Source organism: Limnohabitans sp. TEGF005, assembly GCF_055394835.1.
This window is the reverse complement of the sequence record NZ_AP029226.1, coordinates 2386996-2405890: the sequence shown is the minus strand read 5'-3', so window position 1 is coordinate 2405890 and position 18895 is coordinate 2386996. Positions and strand designations below refer to the sequence as shown.

At 61.0% G+C, this 18895-nt stretch carries 19 protein-coding genes; 17 read left to right on the top strand and 2 right to left on the bottom strand.

Annotation, left to right across the window (positions count from 1 at the left end; translation table 11 throughout):
* The first annotated feature begins 72 nt into the window (after positions 1–72).
* The 7 genes from ACZ5RG_RS11630 to ACZ5RG_RS11600 all read left to right on the top strand — a co-directional run bounded on the left by ACZ5RG_RS11630 (position 73) and on the right by ACZ5RG_RS11600 (position 7970).
* Positions 73–966 (top strand): HlyC/CorC family transporter, encoded by an 894-nt coding sequence (locus tag ACZ5RG_RS11630; protein ID WP_298598352.1) that lies wholly within the window; start codon positions 73–75, stop codon positions 964–966.
* A complete protein-coding gene (gene lnt / locus ACZ5RG_RS11625; protein WP_464447094.1) occupies positions 963–2543 on the top strand; it encodes an apolipoprotein N-acyltransferase in 1581 nt (526 codons plus the stop codon). The genes ACZ5RG_RS11630 and lnt overlap by 4 nt, the downstream gene beginning before the upstream one ends.
* Before the next feature lie 68 nt (positions 2544–2611).
* On the top strand, positions 2612–3517 hold the full coding sequence (gene glyQ, locus ACZ5RG_RS11620; RefSeq protein ID WP_298598357.1) for a glycine--tRNA ligase subunit alpha: 906 nt from the start codon (positions 2612–2614) through the stop codon (positions 3515–3517).
* A gap of 11 nt (positions 3518–3528) precedes the next feature.
* Positions 3529–5673, top strand: coding sequence for a glycine--tRNA ligase subunit beta (gene glyS, locus ACZ5RG_RS11615; RefSeq protein ID WP_464447093.1), 2145 nt, complete (start codon positions 3529–3531; stop codon positions 5671–5673).
* A 13-nt stretch (positions 5674–5686) separates the two neighbouring features.
* Positions 5687–6259 carry a D-glycero-beta-D-manno-heptose 1,7-bisphosphate 7-phosphatase gene (gene gmhB, locus ACZ5RG_RS11610; RefSeq protein ID WP_298598363.1) on the top strand — a complete coding sequence of 191 codons (573 nt, stop codon included), beginning with the start codon at positions 5687–5689 and terminating at the stop codon, positions 6257–6259.
* A gap of 13 nt (positions 6260–6272) precedes the next feature.
* On the top strand, positions 6273–7022 hold the full coding sequence (locus tag ACZ5RG_RS11605; protein ID WP_298598366.1) for a lysophospholipid acyltransferase family protein: 750 nt from the start codon (positions 6273–6275) through the stop codon (positions 7020–7022).
* An 18-nt stretch (positions 7023–7040) separates the two neighbouring features.
* Positions 7041–7970 (top strand): M48 family metallopeptidase, encoded by a 930-nt coding sequence (locus ACZ5RG_RS11600; protein ID WP_464447092.1) that lies wholly within the window; start codon positions 7041–7043, stop codon positions 7968–7970.
* Here the strand turns inward: ACZ5RG_RS11600 and ACZ5RG_RS11595 are convergent.
* Positions 7961–9097, bottom strand: a complete 1137-nt coding sequence (locus tag ACZ5RG_RS11595; protein WP_315235895.1) for an MBL fold metallo-hydrolase — start codon at positions 9095–9097, stop codon at positions 7961–7963. The two genes, ACZ5RG_RS11600 and ACZ5RG_RS11595, sit on opposite strands and share 10 nt — an antisense overlap.
* 131 nt (positions 9098–9228) lie before the next feature.
* Here ACZ5RG_RS11595 and ACZ5RG_RS11590 point away from each other — a divergent pair, with 131 nt between their 5' ends.
* The 9 genes from ACZ5RG_RS11590 to ACZ5RG_RS11550 all read left to right on the top strand — a co-directional run bounded on the left by ACZ5RG_RS11590 (position 9229) and on the right by ACZ5RG_RS11550 (position 16086).
* Entirely contained in the window at positions 9229–9633 is a 405-nt protein-coding gene (locus tag ACZ5RG_RS11590) for a MerR family transcriptional regulator (RefSeq protein WP_298598375.1), read from the top strand.
* A gap of 98 nt (positions 9634–9731) precedes the next feature.
* Positions 9732–10166 (top strand): PaaI family thioesterase, encoded by a 435-nt coding sequence (locus ACZ5RG_RS11585; protein ID WP_312260532.1) that lies wholly within the window; start codon positions 9732–9734, stop codon positions 10164–10166.
* Positions 10167–10227: 61 nt separating this feature from the next.
* Complete coding sequence (locus tag ACZ5RG_RS11580; protein ID WP_464447091.1) at positions 10228–11409, top strand: isovaleryl-CoA dehydrogenase; 1182 nt, start codon at positions 10228–10230, stop codon at positions 11407–11409.
* A 46-nt stretch (positions 11410–11455) separates the two neighbouring features.
* Positions 11456–12112 carry a carbonate dehydratase gene (can, locus tag ACZ5RG_RS11575; protein WP_036075513.1) on the top strand — a complete coding sequence of 219 codons (657 nt, stop codon included), beginning with the start codon at positions 11456–11458 and terminating at the stop codon, positions 12110–12112.
* Positions 12113–12213: 101 nt separating this feature from the next.
* The gene (locus ACZ5RG_RS11570; protein WP_312260531.1) at positions 12214–13395 is read left to right on the top strand and encodes an acetyl-CoA C-acyltransferase; all 1182 of its coding nucleotides are present in this window, start codon (positions 12214–12216) and stop codon (positions 13393–13395) included.
* 13 nt (positions 13396–13408) lie between these two features.
* On the top strand, positions 13409–14536 hold the full coding sequence (locus ACZ5RG_RS11565; RefSeq protein ID WP_298598387.1) for an acyl-CoA dehydrogenase family protein: 1128 nt from the start codon (positions 13409–13411) through the stop codon (positions 14534–14536).
* A gap of 36 nt (positions 14537–14572) precedes the next feature.
* The gene (locus tag ACZ5RG_RS11560) at positions 14573–15004 is read left to right on the top strand and encodes a rhodanese-like domain-containing protein (RefSeq protein ID WP_312260530.1); all 432 of its coding nucleotides are present in this window, start codon (positions 14573–14575) and stop codon (positions 15002–15004) included.
* Complete coding sequence (locus ACZ5RG_RS11555; protein WP_298598393.1) at positions 15004–15420, top strand: YchJ family protein; 417 nt, start codon at positions 15004–15006, stop codon at positions 15418–15420. The genes ACZ5RG_RS11560 and ACZ5RG_RS11555 overlap by 1 nt, the downstream gene beginning before the upstream one ends.
* Before the next feature lie 18 nt (positions 15421–15438).
* Positions 15439–16086: an HAD family phosphatase gene (locus ACZ5RG_RS11550; protein ID WP_315235903.1), complete on the top strand. Its 648-nt coding sequence runs from the start codon at positions 15439–15441 to the stop codon at positions 16084–16086.
* A gap of 22 nt (positions 16087–16108) precedes the next feature.
* On the opposite strand, the gene ACZ5RG_RS11545 is transcribed toward ACZ5RG_RS11550, so the two are convergent.
* Positions 16109–17152: an AraC family transcriptional regulator gene (locus ACZ5RG_RS11545; RefSeq protein ID WP_464447090.1), complete on the bottom strand. Its 1044-nt coding sequence runs from the start codon at positions 17150–17152 to the stop codon at positions 16109–16111.
* A 135-nt stretch (positions 17153–17287) separates the two neighbouring features.
* Between ACZ5RG_RS11545 and ACZ5RG_RS11540 the strand changes: the two genes are divergently transcribed.
* A complete protein-coding gene (locus ACZ5RG_RS11540; RefSeq protein WP_298598402.1) occupies positions 17288–18895 on the top strand; it encodes a carboxyl transferase domain-containing protein in 1608 nt (535 codons plus the stop codon).

The following is an 18895-nucleotide window of genomic DNA, read 5'->3' as shown; positions in this document are numbered from 1 at the left end:
TTTGGTGGTTTGTCATCTGAATCCGCTATCCTAGAGTCTTAGCCATAACAGCATGTCCTGCACTCCCTGACTGTGTCCGACCCCCATCCTGCGCGCCACCCCGAGCGCGAAGACAAGCGCAGTTTTCTGCAAAAGCTTGCCGAATTCATCCATCCCGGCCCTGACTCTACCGACGAGTTGATCGAAACCTTGGCCGAGGCCGAGGACAACCACATCATCAATGCCGAGAGCCGCCTGATGCTCGAAGGTGTGATTCGCATGGCCGACATGACGGCGGGCGATGTGATGGTGGCCGCCCCCCGGATGGATTTGCTGGACATTGAAGACCCGTTTGACCAGTTGCTGCACCAGGTGATTGAGACCGCGCACTCGCGTTTTCCGGTTTTTGAGGGCGAAAAAGAAAACATCATCGGCATCTTGCTGGCCAAAGACCTGCTCAAACTGCAGCGGGCCCCTGAACTCAACATCCGTGCCTTGCTGCGCCCGGCGGTTTTTGTGCCCGAGAGCAAAGGCCTGAACGATTTATTGCGCCAGTTCCGCGACAACCGCAACCATTTGGCGATCGTCATTGACGAGTTTGGCCGCACGGCAGGCCTCATCACCATCGAGGATGTGCTGGAGCAAATCGTGGGCGAGATCGAGGACGAGTTCGACATCGCCGATGACGAGGGTGATATTTTTGGCTTGCCTGACCGCAGCTTTCGTGTCAGCGGCGACACGTCGCTGGACCGCGTGAGTGAGGCTTTTGGCGTGAATTTGCAAGAGGCCCGAGAAGACGCAGAGGGCCCGGACTTTGACACCATTGGGGGTTTGATTGCCCATGAAATGGGCCATGTGCCGCGCCGGGGCGAAATGTACATTCTGGCGGGCCTGCAGTTTGTGGTCTTGCACACGCGTGCTGGCGCTGTGCGCTGGTTCAAGGTGTCGCCTGTTTCCGCGTTATCCACCGCCGAGCCCAAGGCATGAACTTCGGCCCTGAGCGAGCGCGCGGCCTGATGACCGTGTGGCCCGCTTTGGCCGGTGCCGCGCAGGCTGCGTCCATCGCCATGCCAGGCAGTGGCCAGGCGCAGGGTTGGCTACAGGTGCTGAGCCTCGCGGTCCTGGCCGCGGGTTTGTCTCGCACCGCACGGGCCCATGCCGACCACGCTAAATCCATGCTTCTCAAGCGCGCCGCCTGGCAAGGCAGCGTGTTTGCCGCCGTTTGGCTGGCGGGCTGTTTTTGGTGGTTGTATGTGTCCATGCACGACGTGGGCGGTTTGCCTGCGCCCTTGGCGGTGCTTGCTGTAGTGGCGCTGGCGGCGGCGATGTCGCTGTTTTATGCCCTGGCCTGTGCAGTTTGGGCGGGGCTGTCGCGTCATCGTGTGTGGGGCGCTCGGCCTTGGGGGCTGAGCGTGTTGTTCGCGGCCACTTGGACGCTGGCCGAACTCATGCGCGGCCAGTGGTTCACCGGCTTTCCTTGGGGGGCGGGCGGTTATGCCCATGTGGATGGCGTGCTGGCCGTCTGGGCCCCGTGGGTGGGCGTGTATGGCATGGGGGCCATCGCTGCTGCGCTGGCCATGCGGCTGGCACTGGCTGGCGTGGGCTGGCGCGCTGCCAAAACCCTGATGGGCGTGGGTGCCTTGTCTTGGGCTTTGCAAGCCTGGGTGCCTGCTTTCACGACATCGGCTGGGGTGGGGCAGGTGGAGCTCCTGCAAGCGAATATTTCGCAAAACACCAAGTTTGACGCAGGCAGTGGCATCCGCGATGCCTTGCAGTGGTACGACGCGCGGCTGCGAGAAAGCCAGCAGCCCTTGGTGGTGACGCCAGAAACCGCTATCCCTTTGCTACCCCGGCATTTGCCCGAAGGGTATTGGGCGGGTTTGCAGCAGCATTTCGCGCAAGCCGGTCGACCGCTGGCGCTGGTGGGCTTGCCTTTGGGCTCTTTGTCCGAGGGTTACACCAACTCGGTGCTGGCGCTGGGGCCGCAGGCGCTGCAAGGGCCGGGCGCTTATCGCTACGACAAATCCCATCTGGTGCCTTTTGGCGAATTCATCCCGCCCGGCTTTGTCTGGTTTGTCCGGCAAATGCAGATTCCGCTGGGTGACTTCCGCTCTGCGGGCCCCGAGCAGCCTGCCATCGAATGGCAAGGCCAGCGCTTGGCGCCCAACATTTGTTACGAAGACCTGTTTGGCGAAGAGTTGGCCATCCGCTTCAAAGACCCGGCCACAGCCCCTACCGCCTTGGTGAACGTGAGCAACATTGCCTGGTTTGGCGACACCTTGGCGATTGACCAGCACCTGAACATTTCGCGCCTGCGTGCCATGGAGCTGGGCAGACCCATGCTGCGCGCCACCAACACGGGGGCCACGGCCATCATTGACCATCAGGGTCGTGTGACGGACCAATTGCCACGTTTTACCCGGGGGAGCCTGGTGGGCCGTTACGAGGGGCGTCATGGCCTCACTCCCTTTGCCCGTTGGGCTTCGGCTTGGGGTTTGTGGCCGCTTTGGGGCTTGTGTTGTGCCGTCCTCGGGTGGGCGTTTTTGAGGCGACAAAGACCGTAAAATCAAGGGTTCGCGCAAAGTTTGCGCCCATCCAACCTCCGCCAGCTCGCTGCTGGCCTGCTCAGGCCATGTTGACCTTCCAGCAAATTATTCTCAAATTGCAGCAATACTGGGATGCCCAGGGCTGCGCCTTGCTCCAGCCCTACGACATGGAAGTCGGCGCGGGCACCAGCCACACCGCCACGTTTTTGCGCGCCATCGGCCCTGAGCCCTGGAAAGCCGCCTACGTGCAGCCCAGCCGCCGCCCCAAAGATGGCCGCTATGGAGAAAACCCCAACCGCCTGCAGCACTACTACCAGTTTCAGGTTGTGCTCAAGCCAGCGCCCAGCAACATCCTGGAGCTTTACTTGGGTTCGCTGGAAGCGCTGGGCTTTGATCTGAAGAAAAACGACATCCGTTTTGTCGAAGACGACTGGGAAAATCCCACCTTGGGTGCCTGGGGTCTGGGCTGGGAGGTCTGGCTCAACGGCATGGAAGTGACGCAGTTCACCTACTTCCAGCAAGTCGGCGGCATCGACTGCAAGCCGATCACCGGTGAGATCACCTATGGCCTGGAGCGGCTGGCCATGTATTTGCAGGGCGTGGACAACGTTTACAACCTGAAGTGGACCGACACCATGAGTTATGGCGACGTGTACTTGCAAAACGAGCAGGAACAATCCGCCTACAACTTCGAGCATTCGGACGCCGACTTCTTGTTTGTGGCTTTCAGCGCCCACGAAAAGCAGGCACAGAACCTGATTGCCAAGCAGCTGGCGCTGCCCGCCTACGAGCAGGTGCTCAAGGCCGCACACACCTTCAACCTGTTGGATGCGCGTGGCGCAATCAGCGTGACCGAGCGCGCCGCCTACATTGGCCGCATCCGCAACCTGGCCCGCAGTGTGGCGCAGAGTTATTACGAAAGCCGCGAACGTCTGGACTTCCCGATGGCCCCGCGTGAATGGGTTGCCCAAATGCCCAAGAAAGCCGCGTGAGGGAGAACGACATGACGATACAAAATTTGCTGGTTGAACTGTTTGTCGAAGAGCTGCCGCCCAAGGTGCTCAACAAGTTGGGCTTGGCCTTTTCGGGTGTGCTGGCCGAGCAACTCAAGGCCCAGGGCCTGGCGGGTGCTGATGCCGTGGTGACCGCATTTGCATCGCCCCGCCGCTTGGCCGCGCATGTGACGGCTGTGGCCGCGCAAGCTGCCGACAAGGCCGTGCAGCAAAAGCTGATGCCTGTGGCCGTGGGTCTGGATGCTGCTGGAAACGCCACGCCTGCCTTGCTCAAAAAGCTGCAAGCGCTGGGCGCTGACGTGAGCGATTCGGCTGCCGCTGTGGCCGCGCTCAAGCGCGCCCCCGATGCGTCCGGTAAGGCGGGTGCCGAAGCCCTGTTTTACGACAGCGTGGTCAAAGGCGCTTCGCTGCAAGTGGGCTTGCAAAAGGCGCTGGAAGAAGCGCTGGCCAAACTGCCTATTCCCAAAGTCATGCAGTACCAGCTGGAAACCGATTGCGAGTTACCCGGTTGGACCAGCGTGAATTTTGTGCGCCCTGCGCACAGCTTGATCGCCTTGCACGGTACCGCCGTGGTGCCGGTCAAGGCCCTGGGCTTGACCGCAGGCAACAGCACACAAGGCCACCGCTTTGAAGCCAAGGTCTCGCCCGTGGTTTTGCCGCACGCCGACCAGTACGACGAAGTGCTCAAGCGCGATGGTGCGGTCATTGCCAGCTTTGCCGAACGCCGTGCCGAGATCGTGCGCCAGCTGAACGCGGCCGCTGCCCAGGTGGGTGGGGGTGCGAAGCCCATCGAAGACGACGCCTTGTTGGACGAAGTGACCGCCTTGGTTGAGCGCCCCAATGTGCTCACCTGCCAGTTTGAGACCGAGTTTTTGGGCGTCCCGCAAGAGTGCCTGATCCTCACGATGAAGGCCAATCAGAAATACTTTCCGCTGCTCGACGCCTCCGGCAAGTTGACGCACCAGTTTTTGGTGGTGAGCAACATCAGCCCCTCAGATGCCTCGGCGGTGATCGGCGGCAATGAGCGCGTGGTGCGTCCGCGCTTGGCCGATGCCAAATTCTTCTTTGACCAAGACCGCAAAAAGTCGCTCGAATCGCGTGTCGAAGGCCTGTCCAAGGTGGTTTATCACAACAAATTGGGCACGCAGGGCGAGCGCATGGCGCGGGTTTGCGCCATTGCCAAGGCTGTTGGCCTGCAAGTGGGCGGTGATGCATTGGCGCAGCAAGCCGAGCAGGCAGCCCGCCTGGCCAAGACCGATTTGCTGACCGACATGGTCGGCGAGTTCCCTGAGTTGCAAGGCATCATGGGCGGCTACTACGCCCGTCACGATGGTCTGAGCACCGAGGTGGCCGAGGCGATCGAAGACCACTACAAACCCCGTTTTGCGGGCGACGAGTTGCCACGCAACAACGTGGGCTTGGTGGTGGCGCTGGCCGACAAGCTCGAAACCCTGGTGGGCATGTTTGGCATCGGCAATGTGCCCACGGGCGACAAAGACCCGTTCGCGCTGCGCCGTCATGCACTGGGCGTGATCCGCATGCTGATCGAAAAAAATGTGGCTTTGGGCTTGCCCGAGTTGCTGGCGCTGGCCATCCCCGTGTTCGGCGACAAGATCACCGATGCTTCGGGCGCGTTGATCGACTTCATCTATGACCGCTTGGCCGGCAGCTTGCGCGAGCAGGGCTTCAGCGCCCAAGAGGTGGATGCTGTGATGGCGCTGCGTCCCGCCCGTCTGGGTCAGATCGGCCAGTTTTTGTCCGCCGTGCGGGCCTTTGCCGCCTTGCCTGAAAGCCCGGCCCTGGCCGCCGCCAACAAACGCATTGGCAATATCTTGAAAAAAGCCGGTGAGGTGGACGCCCATGTGAACACCGCATTGCTGCAAGAAGACGCCGAGAAAAACCTCTACGCCGTCATGCAAAAGCTGTTGCCCGAGTCGGAAGCGCAGTTCAAGGCGGGCGACTACACCGCCAGCCTGCAGACCTTGGCTGCGCTGCGTGCCCCGGTCGATGCCTTCTTTGACGATGTGATGGTCAATGCGGAAGAAATGGACCTGCGCCTGAACCGCCAGGGTCTGCTCAAGTCGCTGCATGTGGCGATGAACCGTGTGGCAGATTTGTCGCGCTTGGCCGCCTGATCAAACCACGGCCATGCAAATCAAACTCGTCATTCTGGACCGCGATGGCACCATCAACCGGGCCAGTGACGAGTTCGTCAAATCACCCGAAGAGTGGCATCCTTTGCCCGGCTCCTTGGACGCGATCAGTCGTCTGAACCATGCGGGCTTTCATGTGGTGCTGGCCACGAACCAGTCGGGCTTGGGCCGTGGCTTGTTTGACATGGCCGCGCTCAATGCGGTGCACACCCACATGCTCAAGACCTTGGCCGCAGCGGGCGGCCGCATCGATGCCATTTTTTACTGCCCCCACGCCCCAGACGAGGCTTGCGCCTGTCGCAAACCCGCTCCTGGTTTGTTGCAGCAGATCGCAGAGCGTTACGGCATCGATCTGGCGGGTGTGCCTTATGTCGGCGACAGCCTGCGCGACATGCAAGCGGCGCAGACTGCCGGGTGCGTGCCGCATCTGGTGCTGACAGGGCGATCTTCTGATGTGCAAGGCCAGACGTTGCCGCCCAGTTTTCCGGCCCATACCCGGGTGCACGCCGATCTGGCTGCCTTTGTCGATCACCTCTTGGGTGACGCTTCTTCCATGTCGCTGACTTGAATCGCCCTTGTCCATGAAACTTCTTCGCTCGATCGCTCACCTTGTGTGGATGGCCATCACAGTCATCCCTTGGGCGCTGTTTGTGGTCGTGGTCTCTTACTTTGTCAGCAGCACCCGCCTGTATTGGATTTGTGCTGGCTGGCTGCGTCTGGCGGTGAACAGCGGCACCTGGATTCTGGGCATTGAAAACCGCATTCAGGGCATGGAGAACTTGCCCCAAGGCAGCAAAGACCCAGCGGTGTTGTTGGTCAAGCACCAGTCCACTTGGGAGACCTTTGTGATGCCCGCGATCATGCCGCACCCGCTGGCCTATGTGTTCAAAAAAGAGCTGCTCAGTGTGCCGTTTTTCGGCTGGGCCATGGGTCGTTTGGACATGATCCACATTGACCGCAAGCAGCGTTCGCGCGCTTTTGCCAAGGTGGTGCAGCAAGGTCGTCGCCTGATGGAAGAGGGTGTGTGGGTGATCATGTTCCCGGAGGGCACGCGCATTCCCCGTGGCCAAAAGGGCGAATACAAAAGCGGCGGTGCCCGCTTGGCCATTGCCGCGGGCGTGCCGGTCATTCCGATTGCGGTCACGTCGGCGCGTTGCTGGCCGACCCGCGCGTTCGTCAAGACCCCGGGCGTGGTCGACATCTCGATCGGCAAAGCGATTGCCAGCGAAGGCCGCAGTGCCGAAGAATTGATGCTCGAAGTCGAAACCTGGATCGAGTCTGAAATGCACCGCCTCGATCCCGAGGCTTATCCCGTCGCCACTGGCCTCTGAGTCGGCACAGGGCGAACCATGCGAGCGCCTTTGCAGTTTGTGCTGGATTTTTTCACGGGTGGCGATCCCGTGCAGCCCAAGTCCGTCACGCCTACCGCACAGCCCAGCGGGCTGAGTGCGTCGCCAACTGACCGTGCAGCTGACCGTTCTTCGCCAGCTGTCGATCAGGGCTTGCCCGGTGATGCGCAGGTGCCTGCCCCCATCGGGTTCACCCACCCCGCAGCCAACCGCCATGCGCAGTTGCAAGATGTCGTGGTGTCTTACCGCTTTGAGCGCTCGCGTCGCAAGAGCATTGGCTTCATGGTGGGGGCCGATGGCTTGGTGGTGCGCGCCCCCAATTGGGTGACGTTGCGCGAGGTGGATGCCGCTGTGCAGGAAAAAGGCCCGTGGATCGTGGCCAAGCTGCAGCAGTTCAAAGAGCGGCAAACCGAACAATTTCAAAAAGCCATCGAATGGCGTCATGGTGCTGAAGTGCCATTTTTGGGGCGCACCGTGCAGTTGTGTGTGCTGGAGCGCGGCGTGGGCCGCGTGCACGGGCAAGACATCGCGCCCGATCAAATTTTGCCTGTCACGGTGCCGCCAGGTGCTTCGGTCACGCAAGTGCGCGATGCGGCTCAGGTCTGGCTCAAGAGGCAGGCCAAGGCCTTGTTTGAGCAGCGCCTGCAGCACTTTGCGCCGCTGTTGGGGGTGCGCTGGCTCAAGCTCAGTTTGTCGAGTGCCAGCACCCGGTGGGGCAGTGCGCGCAACGATGGCCACATCCGCTTGAACTGGCGGCTCATCCATTTGCCTATCAGCCAGATCGACTACGTGGTGGTGCACGAGTTGGCGCATCTGCGCGAGATGAACCACAGCCCCCGCTTTTGGGAAACCGTGGGCGAGGTCATGCCCGACTATGCCCAGCGGCGCAAAGCCCTGCGCCAAGCGCCTGTGGACTTGGCTCAGGATTGAGCGGTGCTGAAGCGGTAAATGCCATCAGTGCCGCGGTGGCGCAGCAGCTTGCCTGCCAGCCACAGCAAGTTCAAGTGGGCCACGGCTTCGCCGATGGCAAAGGTGGTCTGGTGGACATCCAGCGTCCGTTTGAAAATCAAGGGCAGCACATCGTGCGCACTGAGCGCTTGTGGGCTGCAAGCTGCCAGCAATTCATCCAGACGGTCATGGTGGTGAGCATGCAATTGCGCAATGCGTGCAGCCGCGCCTCTGAAGGGGCGGCCATGCGAGGGCAGCACCAAGGTTTCGTCCGGCAGATGCGCCATCTTGTCGAGTGAGTCCAGAAACAGCTGAAGCGGATTGCTGTCGGGCTCCATGGCGTACACGCTGACGTTGGTGGAAATCGAGGGCAGCAACATGTCGCCGCTGATCAGCACCCCATGCTGTGCATCGTGCAAAGCCATGTGCTCGGGCGAATGACCAAAGCCGCTGATGCATTCAAATGCGTACTCGCCAACCTGGACCGTTGCTCCGGCCATCAAGCGGACATAGGTGCGCGGTATTTTCGGCACCATGCTGGTGTAGTAGCCCACCCGTGACTTGACCACTGCCAATTCTTCGGCCTTGTTCCAGCCGTGGGCGGCAAAAAATTGCACGGTGGCATCACCCCCGAAATTGGACACCCCCGTGCAGGCCAGCAATGCCGATTGGTATTCGCTGGTGCTCATCCACAAGGGCGCCTGCCAGCGCTCACACAGCCAGTGCGCCAAGCCCATGTGGTCGGGGTGCATGTGGGTCACCAGCACGCGCAGGATGGGCAAACCTTGCAGCACAGACGCTTCAATGTGCAACCAAGCTTCGCGGGTGGCGGGGTTGTCGATGCCGCAGTCCACCGCGGTCCAGCCCTCTTGCACCACGCCCGCTTGCGTGGGGTGCGGCCTGCGGTCACGCAACAGCCACAAGTTGATGTGGTTCAGCGCAAATGGCAGGCCCATGCGCAACCAGAAAATGCCCGGCGCCACCTCGATGGCCGCGCCCAATGCGGGCAGCTGTTCATCGAGAGGGTATTTCAAGGGGGCAGCCATGGGGAGCGGCTCGGCGCGTGCCGCAGGCATTTGCATCACGGGCGCTGTGGGCAAGGTGGACATGCGTCAGGTCGTTTGGGTTAGCATTCGGAACATTGACGTTAACGTAACGTCAAACATGAATTTGCATTCTAGGGGGCGGTTTTTGACCCAGCTGTCTCTCTTGTGCAAGCCAGCGAAGGACCCTGTACGCCATGGCGAACACTTACACGATCAGCGATTTGGCCCAGGAATTTGACCTGACCACCCGCGCCATCCGTTTTTACGAAGACATGGGCTTGTTGGAGCCCGAGCGTTCTGGGCCAGGCGGGCGCAACCGGGTGTATTCGGCCCGCGACCGCACCCGGCTGAAACTGACCTTGCGGGCCAAACGCCTGGGTTTGTCGCTCACCGAGGCCAAGGACCTGATCGACATGTACGACAGCCCGCGTGATACCGGCCCACAGCTGAAAAAGTTTTTGGTCGTGCTGGCCGAACACCGTCGCCAATTGGAATCGCAACTGGCGGACCTGGAGGCGACGCTGGACGAAGTCAAAACCCACGAAAAAGAAACCCGCAGTTTGCTGAACAAGACGTCCAAAGCCACCGGTCAGGCTTGAGTTGGGGTCTGCAGCGCAACGTGATCCGCGCATATTTCTAATTGACGTTGACGTAAACGTCAATTAAAGTCCGGGCTTGACTTGACCACAGGATTCATGTGACCACAGCCTCTTCTCCTCACGAGCGTGTTGCCCTCAGTCTGGCCCGTCAGGGCATGATGACCCACTTGGGGGTGCGCTTGCTGTCGGCCACGCCCGGCCAGGTGGAACTGGCCCTGTCCTACAGCGACAAGCTCACCCAGCAGCAAGGCGGCTTTCATGGGGGTGCCATTGGCGCACTGGCCGACATTGCTGGGGGTTATGCCGCCCTCACCGTGGCCCCAGAGGGCATGGAAGTGGTCACAGTCGAATACAAAATCAATTTTTTAAACAGTTTCCAAGGCGGTGAAATCCGGGCCATTGGCAAAGTGCTCAAAGCCGGTCGACGAGTCATCGTCACATCGGCCGAAGTGGTGCACATCGATGCCGATGGCAAAACATCGCCCTGCGCGGTGATGCAGCAGACCGTGGCACCCGTTGCCCAAACGTATTAACCCCTGTTTTTTTAATCACAGCGCATCGCGCTCAAGCCCCACAGCCCCTAGGAGCCCTCCCATGAACAACCTGCCTGGCCTGAATTTCCAACTCGGTGAAGACATCGATGCCCTGCGCGACGCGGTGCGTGACTTTGCGCAAGCCGAAATTGCCCCGCGTGCGGCACAGATCGACCGTGACGATCAATTCCCCATGGACCTGTGGCGCAAGATGGGCGACTTGGGCGTGTTGGGCATCACCGTGGGTGAGGAATACGGCGGCGCGAACATGGGGTATTTGGCGCACATGATCGCCATGGAAGAAATCTCGCGTGCCAGCGCCTCCGTGGGCCTGAGCTACGGCGCGCACTCCAACCTGTGCGTGAACCAAATCAAGCGCAACGGCACGCCCGAGCAACGCGCCAAATACCTGCCCAAGCTGATCAGTGGCGAGCACGTGGGCGCATTGGCCATGTCCGAACCCGGCGCGGGCTCGGATGTGCTGAGCATGAAACTCAAGGCCGAAGACAAAGGCGGTTACTACCTGCTCAACGGCTCCAAGATGTGGATCACCAACGGGCCCGATGCCGACACCTTGGTGGTCTATGCCAAGAGCGAGCCCGAGCTGGGCGCTCGCGGCGTGACCGCCTTTTTGATCGAGAAGGGCATGAAGGGTTTTTCGATCGCGCAAAAGCTCGACAAGCTGGGCATGCGCGGCAGCCACACGGGCGAGCTGGTCTTCAACAACGTGGAGGTGCCCGAGGCGAATATTTTGGGCGGCCTGAACAATGGCGCCAAAGTGCTGATGAGCGGCCTGGACTACGAACGCGCGGTGCTGACGGGTGGACCGCTGGGCATCATGCAGGCCGTCATGGACAACGTGATCCCCTACATCCACGAACGCAAGCAGTTTGGCCAAAGCATTGGTGAATTTCAGCTCATTCAGGGCAAGGTGGCCGACATGTACACCGTGTTGCAAGCGGGTCGCTCGTTTGCTTACACCGTGGCCAAAAACCTCGACTTGCTGGGTGTTGAGCATGTGCGCCAAGTGCGCAAGGATTGCGCGAGCGTCATTTTGTGGACGGCCGAAAAAGCCACCTGGATGGCGGGCGAGGGCGTGCAGATTTTTGGTGGCAACGGCTACATCAACGAATACCCGTTGGGCCGCCTCTGGCGCGATGCCAAGTTGTACGAAATCGGCGCGGGCACCTCAGAGATTCGCCGCATGCTGATCGGCCGCGAATTGTTTGCCGAAACCTGCTGAAATCCGCAGTCACAAAACGGCATTGCTGCACTGCGACAATCAAGGCATGAGCACATCACTACAGCACCTTTTTGACAACAACCGGGCTTGGGCCGAGCGCATGGTCACGGAGAACCCCGCGTACTTCTCGCGTCTGGCCAACCAGCAAAACCCCAAATATTTGTGGATCGGCTGCTCGGATAGCCGCGTGCCCGCCAACCAGATCACCGGCTTGGACCCGGGCGAAGTGTTTGTGCACCGCAACGTGGCCAACGTGGTGGTGCATTCCGACCTCAATGCCCTGTCGGTCATCCAGTACGCGGTCGATGCCCTCAAGGTGGAGCACATCATGGTGGTCGGGCACTACGGCTGCGGCGGTGTCTTGGCCGCCACGCGCGGCACCCGCGTGGGCTTGGCCGACAACTGGCTGCGCCACGTGCAAGACGTGCGCCTGCGCCACCGCCAGCGCCTGAACCATTTGCCCCAAGAACAGCTTGAATCGGTCATGTGCGAGATGAACGTGATCGAGCAAGTGGGCAACGTCGCCTTGTCCAACGTCATGCAAGACGCCTGGAGCCGGGGCCAAAAAGTCACCGTGCACGGCTGGATTTACGGCCTGGACAACGGCTTGGTCAAAGACCTCGGAGTCACCATGAGCAATGCCAGCGAAGTGGTTAATGTGTTTCGCAGTGCATTCAAGCGCTATCCGCGGGGCGGCATGTGAAGCCCATGACGGACATGCGTGGCGTACACCTTCAGGCATCTTTCCTTTGTGGCTTCAGCCAGCGAAAGTTGATTTCTTTTTGAATTTTTTGGAGAAACCCCATGTCCGATCCCATCGTCATCGTCAGCGCTGCCCGTACCCCCATGGGCAGTTTTCAAAGCGACTTCGCCAGCCTGGCTGCCCATGACCTGGGTGGCGCGGCGATCAAGGCCGCAGTCGAGCGTGCAGGCATCAGCCCTGAACTCGTTACCGAAGTGTTGTTTGGCAACTGCCTGATGGCTGGACAAGGGCAAGCCCCTGCGCGTCAAGCGGCCTTCAAGGGCGGCTTGCCCAAGAGCGCTGGTGCCGTGACGCTCTCCAAGATGTGCGGCTCGGGCATGCGTGCGGCCATGTTTGCGCACGACATGCTGGTGGCCGGCACACACGACGTGTTGGTGGCGGGTGGCATGGAAAGCATGACCAACGCGCCTTATTTGATGCTCAAAGGCCGCAGTGGTTACCGCATGGGCCACGACCGCATCTTTGACCACATGATGCTCGATGGTCTGGAAGACGCTTACGAGCCAGGTCGCAGCATGGGCACCTTTGGCGAAGACTGCGCTGCCAAATACAGCTTCACCCGCGCCGAGCAAGACCACTTTGCCACCACCAGCGTGCAGCGTGCCAGGGCCGCCACCGAGTCGGGTGCCTTTGCTGCAGAGATCACGCCCGTCACCGTCAAAGACCGCAGCGGCGAGCGCGTGGTGTCCACCGATGAAGGCCCCGGCAAAGTCAAGCTCGACAAGATCACCAGCCTCAAGCCCGCCTTCAAGAAAGACGGCACCATCACCGCCGCCAGCAGCTCGTCGATCAACGACGGTGCCGCCGCCATGGTCTTGATGCGTGCCAGCACCGCGGCCCAACTCGGCTGCAAGCCCTTGGCCCGCATCGTCAGCCATGCCACTCACGCGCAAGAGCCTGAATGGTTTGCCACGGCTCCGGTGGGCGCGACGCAAAAGGCACTGGCCAAAGCCGGCTGGAAAGTCGAAGACGTGGACCTGTGGGAAGTCAATGAAGCCTTTGCCGTGGTGCCCATGGCGCTCATGAAAGAGTTGAACGTGCCGCACGACAAAGTCAACGTCAATGGCGGTGCCTGTGCGTTGGGTCACCCCATTGGCGCGTCCGGTGCCCGCATCATGGTCACGCTGATCCATGCGTTGAAAGCACGTGGCTTGAAACGCGGCCTGGCCACGCTGTGCATCGGCGGTGGCGAGGGCACCGCTGTTGCCTTGGAACTGATCTGAACGAAAGAGACCCATGCTGCTGACCCCTGACCAGGAAATGATTCGCGAAGCGGTGCGCGACTTTGCCCAGCGCGAGCTGTGGCCCCACGCCGCCGAATGGGACAAAAAGCACCATTTCCCCAAAGATGTGCACAAGGGCCTGGCCGAGCTGGGCGCTTACGGCATCTGCGTGCCCGAAGAGCTGGGCGGTGCGGGCCTTGACTATGTGACGCTGGCGCTGGTGCTCGAAGAAATCGCGGCTGGAGATGGCGGTGTGAGCACCACCATCAGCGTGACCAACTGTCCGGTGAATGCCATCTTGATGATGTACGGCAATGCCGCCCAAAAAACGAAGTGGCTCACGCCCTTGGCCCAAGGCCAGATGCTGGGCGCGTTTTGCCTGACCGAGCCGCATGTGGGGTCCGATGCCTCAGCCCTGCGCACCACCGCCGTCAAGGATGGCAACGACTACGTCATCAACGGCGTCAAGCAGTTCATCACCAGTGGCCAAAATGGCGACGTGGCCATCGTGATTGCCGTCACCGACAAAGGCGCTGGCAAGAAGGGCATGAGCGCCTTCTTGGTGCCCACCAGCGCCCCGGGTTATGTGGTGGCGCGTCTGGAAGACAAGCTGGGCCAACACAGCAGCGACACCGCGCAGATCAACTTCGACAGCTGCCGCATCCCGGCTGAAAACCGGATAGGCCAAGAGGGCGAGGGCTACAAGATCGCCCTGTCGGCACTCGAAGGCGGGCGCATTGGCATTGCGGCTCAAAGTCTGGGCATGGCTCGCAGCGCATTGGACGTGGCGATCGATTACGCCAAGCAGCGCGAAAGCTTTGGTACCGCGATCTTCAACCACCAGGCGGTGGGTTTCCGTTTGGCCGAATGTGCCACCCAACTCGAAGCGGCGCGTCAACTGATTTGGCACGCGGCCAGCCTGCGCGATGCCGGTCGCCCTTGCCTGAAAGAAGCCGCCATGGCCAAACTGTTTGCCAGCGAAGCGGCCGAAAAAGTCTGCTCAGCCGCCATCCAGACGCTGGGCGGCTATGGCTATGTGAGCGATTTCCCGGTCGAGCGCATCTACCGCGATGTGCGCGTGTGCCAGATCTATGAAGGCACCAGCGATGTGCAAAAAATCATCATCCAGCGTGCGCTTTGACGCCTGTAAAAAAGCCCATCGATAACGGGAGAAAAAATGCCGATCACCAAAGGTTTCCAGGCACTCGTTGATGAGGCCATGGCGCAGGTCACGACGTACAGCGTGGACGAAGTTCGGGCCCGTCTGAACGACCCGAACGTGCAGATCGTCGACATTCGCGATGTGCGTGAACTTGAGCGAGAGGGCACGGTGCCCGGCGCATTGCTCGCGCCACGCGGTATGTTGGAATTTTGGGTCGACCCGGCGTCGCCGTACTTCAAACCGGTGTTTGCCGACGAAAGCAAGCACTTCATCTTGTTTTGTGGGGCTGGCTGGCGCAGCGCCTTGGCCACCAAAACCCTGCAAGACATGGGCATGACCAATGTGGCCCACATCGACGGTGGTTATGCCGCCTGGAAGAAGGCCCACGCGCCCATGGTCACGCTGGCGCAGCACAAGGCCGAAAGCGCTTCGCGAAAAGGCGCTTGATGTCCGACCTGCAAAACAAGCCTGTGAATTTGGCACCCTGTCCCTGCTGCCGCACCAACGCCAAAGGTCAGGCACTGCGTTTTGATGCTTGCTGCGGCCTGTACCACGCTAAGCCGAACGCCCCCGATGCCGAAAGCCTGATGCGTTCGCGTTACAGCGCTTTTGTGCGCGGGGATGTGGACTACCTGTTGGCCACTTGGCACAGCAGCCAGCGGCCCGCCGAATTGACGCTTGAAGCGGGGACCCAATGGCTGGGTCTGGAGATCAAGCAGCATCGCCAGACCGGTCATGACACCGCTGAAGTGGAATTCGTCGCCCGCTTCCGTGTGGGTGGCAAGGCCGTGCGCCAGCACGAACGCAGTCGCTTCGTGCGCGAAGACGGGCGTTGGTACTACGTCGATGGCGATGTGCTCTGAGCCTTTATGATTCGCCGCATGAACTTTGAAGCCATTTTGTTTGACTGCGACGGCGTGCTGGTGGACAGCGAAGCCATCACCTGTGGCGTGCTGCGCGACATGTTTGAAGAACAAGGCTGGCGCATGACGCTGGCCGAGTGCATGCAGCGCTTTGTGGGTCACACCGTGAAAAGCCAGCGCGACACCATCGAGGCCCGCACCGGGCAGCCTTTGACCGATGTCTGGCTGGAGCAGTTCTTTGCCCGGCGCAACGAGCGGTTGACGCAAAGCATCACAGCCATCGACGGCGTGCACGAAGCGGTGGCGCATTTGCATGACCACTGCCAGGGCCGCATCGCAGTGGCCTCGGGCGCAGACCGTTTCAAGGTCGAGATGATGCTCAAACAAGTGGGCTTGATGGACTTCTTTGAAGGACGCATATTCAGTGGGCACGAAATGCCTCGCAGCAAACCGCACCCCGATGTGTACTTGGCCGCGGCCGCACATTTGCAGATCGACCCTGCGCGCTGTCTGGTGATCGAAGACAGCACCGTAGGCATCACGGCGGGCGTGGCCGCTGGCGCGACGGTGTGGGCGTATGCCCAGCCGCCCGCTGAGCATGAACCGCTGCTGCAGGCGGGTGCACAGCGGGTGTTTGCCGGTATGCGCGAGTTGCGTTTGGCTTGAATCTGCCCCGCTTGGGTGCCGTTCAAGGTGTCCTGGCTTGCCGGAAGTCTTCGGGTGTTTGCCCCGTCCAGGTCTTGAACGCCCGCATGAAGCTTTTTTCGTTTTGAAACCCCACTTCTGAAGCAATCTGTTTGATGGCACGCGGCGTGCGCAGCAGCAGGTCCTTGGCCAGGTCGCGCCGCACCGCGTCTTTCAGTTGTTGCAAGCTGGCCCCTTCATCTTTCAGTTGCCGGTGCAGGGTGCGGGCCGACAAGTTGAGCCAAGCGGCCAGGTCATCGGCATTGCGAGTGCTTTGTGGGTGTTCGGCCAAGGCCTGGCGCACCTTTTCTACCAGCAGGCGGTCACGCCGATAAGGCCGCACCGTGAGCAACAGCGCCCGTTGCAGCATGCGTTGCAATGCGGCTTCGTCTCGGCGCACGGGCAGGCTCAGGTAGCCCGCATCGAACTGCAGGCTGTGCTCGGCCGTGTTGAATTGGGTGGGGCCGTCAAACAGCACGCGGTAACTGTCTGCGTGTTGCGGTGCGGCAAATCGCAGGTTGGTTTGCCGCAGCGAAATGCGCGAGTCGGTCAGCCAGCAGGCCACGCCCAGCACGTTGCGCAGTACCGACACCACGCAAAATTCCTGTAGCGCCCCCAAGGCTCTGTTTTCTTGCAATTGAAGACTGACCACGCCCTGTTCTTGGTTGATCTGCAAATGGATGTCGTCCGTCAGCAGGCCGTGGTGGCGGCACCAGCGCTGGAGCGCCACGCCCAAGGTGGGCGCGGTCAGCGAGGCCCGCACCAGCATGCCGTAGCTGCCCCAAGGCAGGCGGCGGCTGAACCAGCCCAGCGCCTCGTCGTCCAGTTCGCGCATGGCGGTGGCGGACAGCCACTCCATTTGTGTGGCGGTGATGCGTGCTTCGGTTTGTTGGAGTGAGCTTGGCGCAATTTGTGCCGTCGACAAGGCTGTTCTGGGGTCCAGGCCACGTTGTGTGTAAGCCATCACGATGGCTTTTACAAAGGCCATCGGGGTCTCGGCACGGCCAATGGCATTGGGGCTGGGAAGGGCGCTGATCGCGGTACTCATCGTGGCGATGATTGTGGCACGATTTGCAACCCAATTGACGCCATGCCAGACGCCTGCAGGCGCTAAGCTGGCGGGCATTGCACGATCGATGCGACCGCTGGGCGGTGCCGAGCGTCGCGCAGCCAAGGAAGCACCATGACCGTTTTGCACTCCCAACTGAACCCGCGTTCGGCTGATTTTCAGGCCAATGCCGCAGCCATGCGTGGCCTGGTCGATGACCTGCGCGCCCACCTGGAACGCGTGGCCCAAGGCGGTGGCGAGGCCCCGCGAGCCAAGCACACCGCTCGCGGCAAGCTGCTGCCGCGCGACCGGGTACAAATGCTGCTCGACCCCGGCACGCCCTTCCTCGAAGTCGCGCCACTGGCGGCCTTGAACATGTACAACAACGATGCGCCCAGTGCGGGCGTGATCGTGGGCATTGGCCGCGTGAGCGGGGTGGACTGCATGATCGTGTGCAACGACGCCACGGTGAAAGGCGGCACCTACTACCCGATGACAGTGAAAAAGCACCTGCGGGCGCAAGAAATCGCCCAGCAAAACCGCTTGCCCTGCATTTATCTGGTCGACTCGGGCGGGGCCAACTTGCCTAACCAAGACGATGTTTTTCCAGACCGCGACCACTTTGGCCGCATCTTCTTCAACCAAGCGAACATGAGTGCGCTGGGCATCGCCCAGATCGCGGTGGTCATGGGCAGCTGCACGGCGGGCGGCGCGTATGTGCCCGCCATGAGCGACGAGACCATCATCGTGAAAAACCAAGGCACCATCTTTTTGGGCGGCCCGCCTTTGGTCAAAGCCGCCACGGGCGAAGTAGTGAGTGCCGAAGATTTGGGCGGTGGCGATGTGCACACCCGCCTGTCGGGCGTGGCCGATCACTTGGCTCAAAACGATGTGCACGCACTGGCGCTGGCGCGTCAGGCTGTGAAAAACCTCAATGCCCAAAAGACGCCGCACATCACCACGCACGCCAGCGTGCCCCCACAATTCGATGCACAAGAACTTTATGGCGTGATCCCCACCGACACGCGCAAACCCTTTGATGTGCGCGAGATCATCGCCCGCATCGTGGACGGCTCTGACTTTGACGAATTCAAATCGCGCTTTGGCACCACTTTGATTTGCGGTTTTGCCCGCATCGAAGGCATGCCGGTGGGCATCATCGCCAACAACGGCATCTTGTTTTCTGAGTCGGCTTTGAAGGGCGCGCACTTCATCGAGCTGTGCTGCCAGCGCAAGATCCCGCTGGTGTTTTTGCAAAACATCACCGGCTTCATGGTCGGGCGCAAATACGAAAACGAAGGCATCGCCCGCAACGGCGCCAAGATGGTCACCGCCGTGGCCACAGCGGCCGTACCCAAGTTCACCATCATCATTGGCGGCAGCTTTGGCGCGGGCAACTATGGCATGTGTGGTCGCGCTTTCGGGCCGCGCTTTTTGTGGATGTGGCCCAACGCCCGCATCAGCGTCATGGGCGGCGAGCAAGCGGCCAGCGTGTTGGCCACCGTCAAGCGCGATGGCATCGAGGGCAAGGGCGGCAGCTGGAGCATGGAGGAAGAAGAGGCCTTCAAAGCCCCGATCAAACAACAGTACGAAGACCAAGGCCACCCGTATTACGCCACTGCCCGCATTTGGGACGACGGTGTGATCGACCCCGCCGACACGCGCCGCGTACTGGCCTTGGGCCTGAGCGCCTCGCTGAATGCGCCGATTCCTGAAACCAAGTTCGGCCTGTTCCGGATGTGA

Coding starts and splice junctions, on each gene's coding strand:
- ACZ5RG_RS11605 (WP_298598366.1), top strand. CDS start 6,273: ATGAAACTTCTTCGCTCGATCGCTCACCTTGTGTGGATGGCCATCACA.
- ACZ5RG_RS11565 (WP_298598387.1), top strand. CDS start 13,409: ATGCTGCTGACCCCTGACCAGGAAATGATTCGCGAAGCGGTGCGCGAC.
- ACZ5RG_RS11570 (WP_312260531.1), top strand. CDS start 12,214: ATGTCCGATCCCATCGTCATCGTCAGCGCTGCCCGTACCCCCATGGGC.
- ACZ5RG_RS11580 (WP_464447091.1), top strand. CDS start 10,228: ATGAACAACCTGCCTGGCCTGAATTTCCAACTCGGTGAAGACATCGAT.
- ACZ5RG_RS11550 (WP_315235903.1), top strand. CDS start 15,439: ATGAACTTTGAAGCCATTTTGTTTGACTGCGACGGCGTGCTGGTGGAC.
- can (WP_036075513.1), top strand. CDS start 11,456: ATGAGCACATCACTACAGCACCTTTTTGACAACAACCGGGCTTGGGCC.
- glyS (WP_464447093.1), top strand. CDS start 3,529: ATGACGATACAAAATTTGCTGGTTGAACTGTTTGTCGAAGAGCTGCCG.
- ACZ5RG_RS11540 (WP_298598402.1), top strand. CDS start 17,288: ATGACCGTTTTGCACTCCCAACTGAACCCGCGTTCGGCTGATTTTCAG.
- ACZ5RG_RS11545 (WP_464447090.1), bottom strand. CDS start 17,152: ATGAGTACCGCGATCAGCGCCCTTCCCAGCCCCAATGCCATTGGCCGT.
- glyQ (WP_298598357.1), top strand. CDS start 2,612: ATGTTGACCTTCCAGCAAATTATTCTCAAATTGCAGCAATACTGGGAT.
- ACZ5RG_RS11590 (WP_298598375.1), top strand. CDS start 9,229: ATGGCGAACACTTACACGATCAGCGATTTGGCCCAGGAATTTGACCTG.
- ACZ5RG_RS11600 (WP_464447092.1), top strand. CDS start 7,041: ATGCGAGCGCCTTTGCAGTTTGTGCTGGATTTTTTCACGGGTGGCGAT.
- lnt (WP_464447094.1), top strand. CDS start 963: ATGAACTTCGGCCCTGAGCGAGCGCGCGGCCTGATGACCGTGTGGCCC.
- ACZ5RG_RS11560 (WP_312260530.1), top strand. CDS start 14,573: ATGCCGATCACCAAAGGTTTCCAGGCACTCGTTGATGAGGCCATGGCG.
- gmhB (WP_298598363.1), top strand. CDS start 5,687: ATGCAAATCAAACTCGTCATTCTGGACCGCGATGGCACCATCAACCGG.
- ACZ5RG_RS11555 (WP_298598393.1), top strand. CDS start 15,004: ATGTCCGACCTGCAAAACAAGCCTGTGAATTTGGCACCCTGTCCCTGC.
- ACZ5RG_RS11595 (WP_315235895.1), bottom strand. CDS start 9,097: ATGTCCACCTTGCCCACAGCGCCCGTGATGCAAATGCCTGCGGCACGC.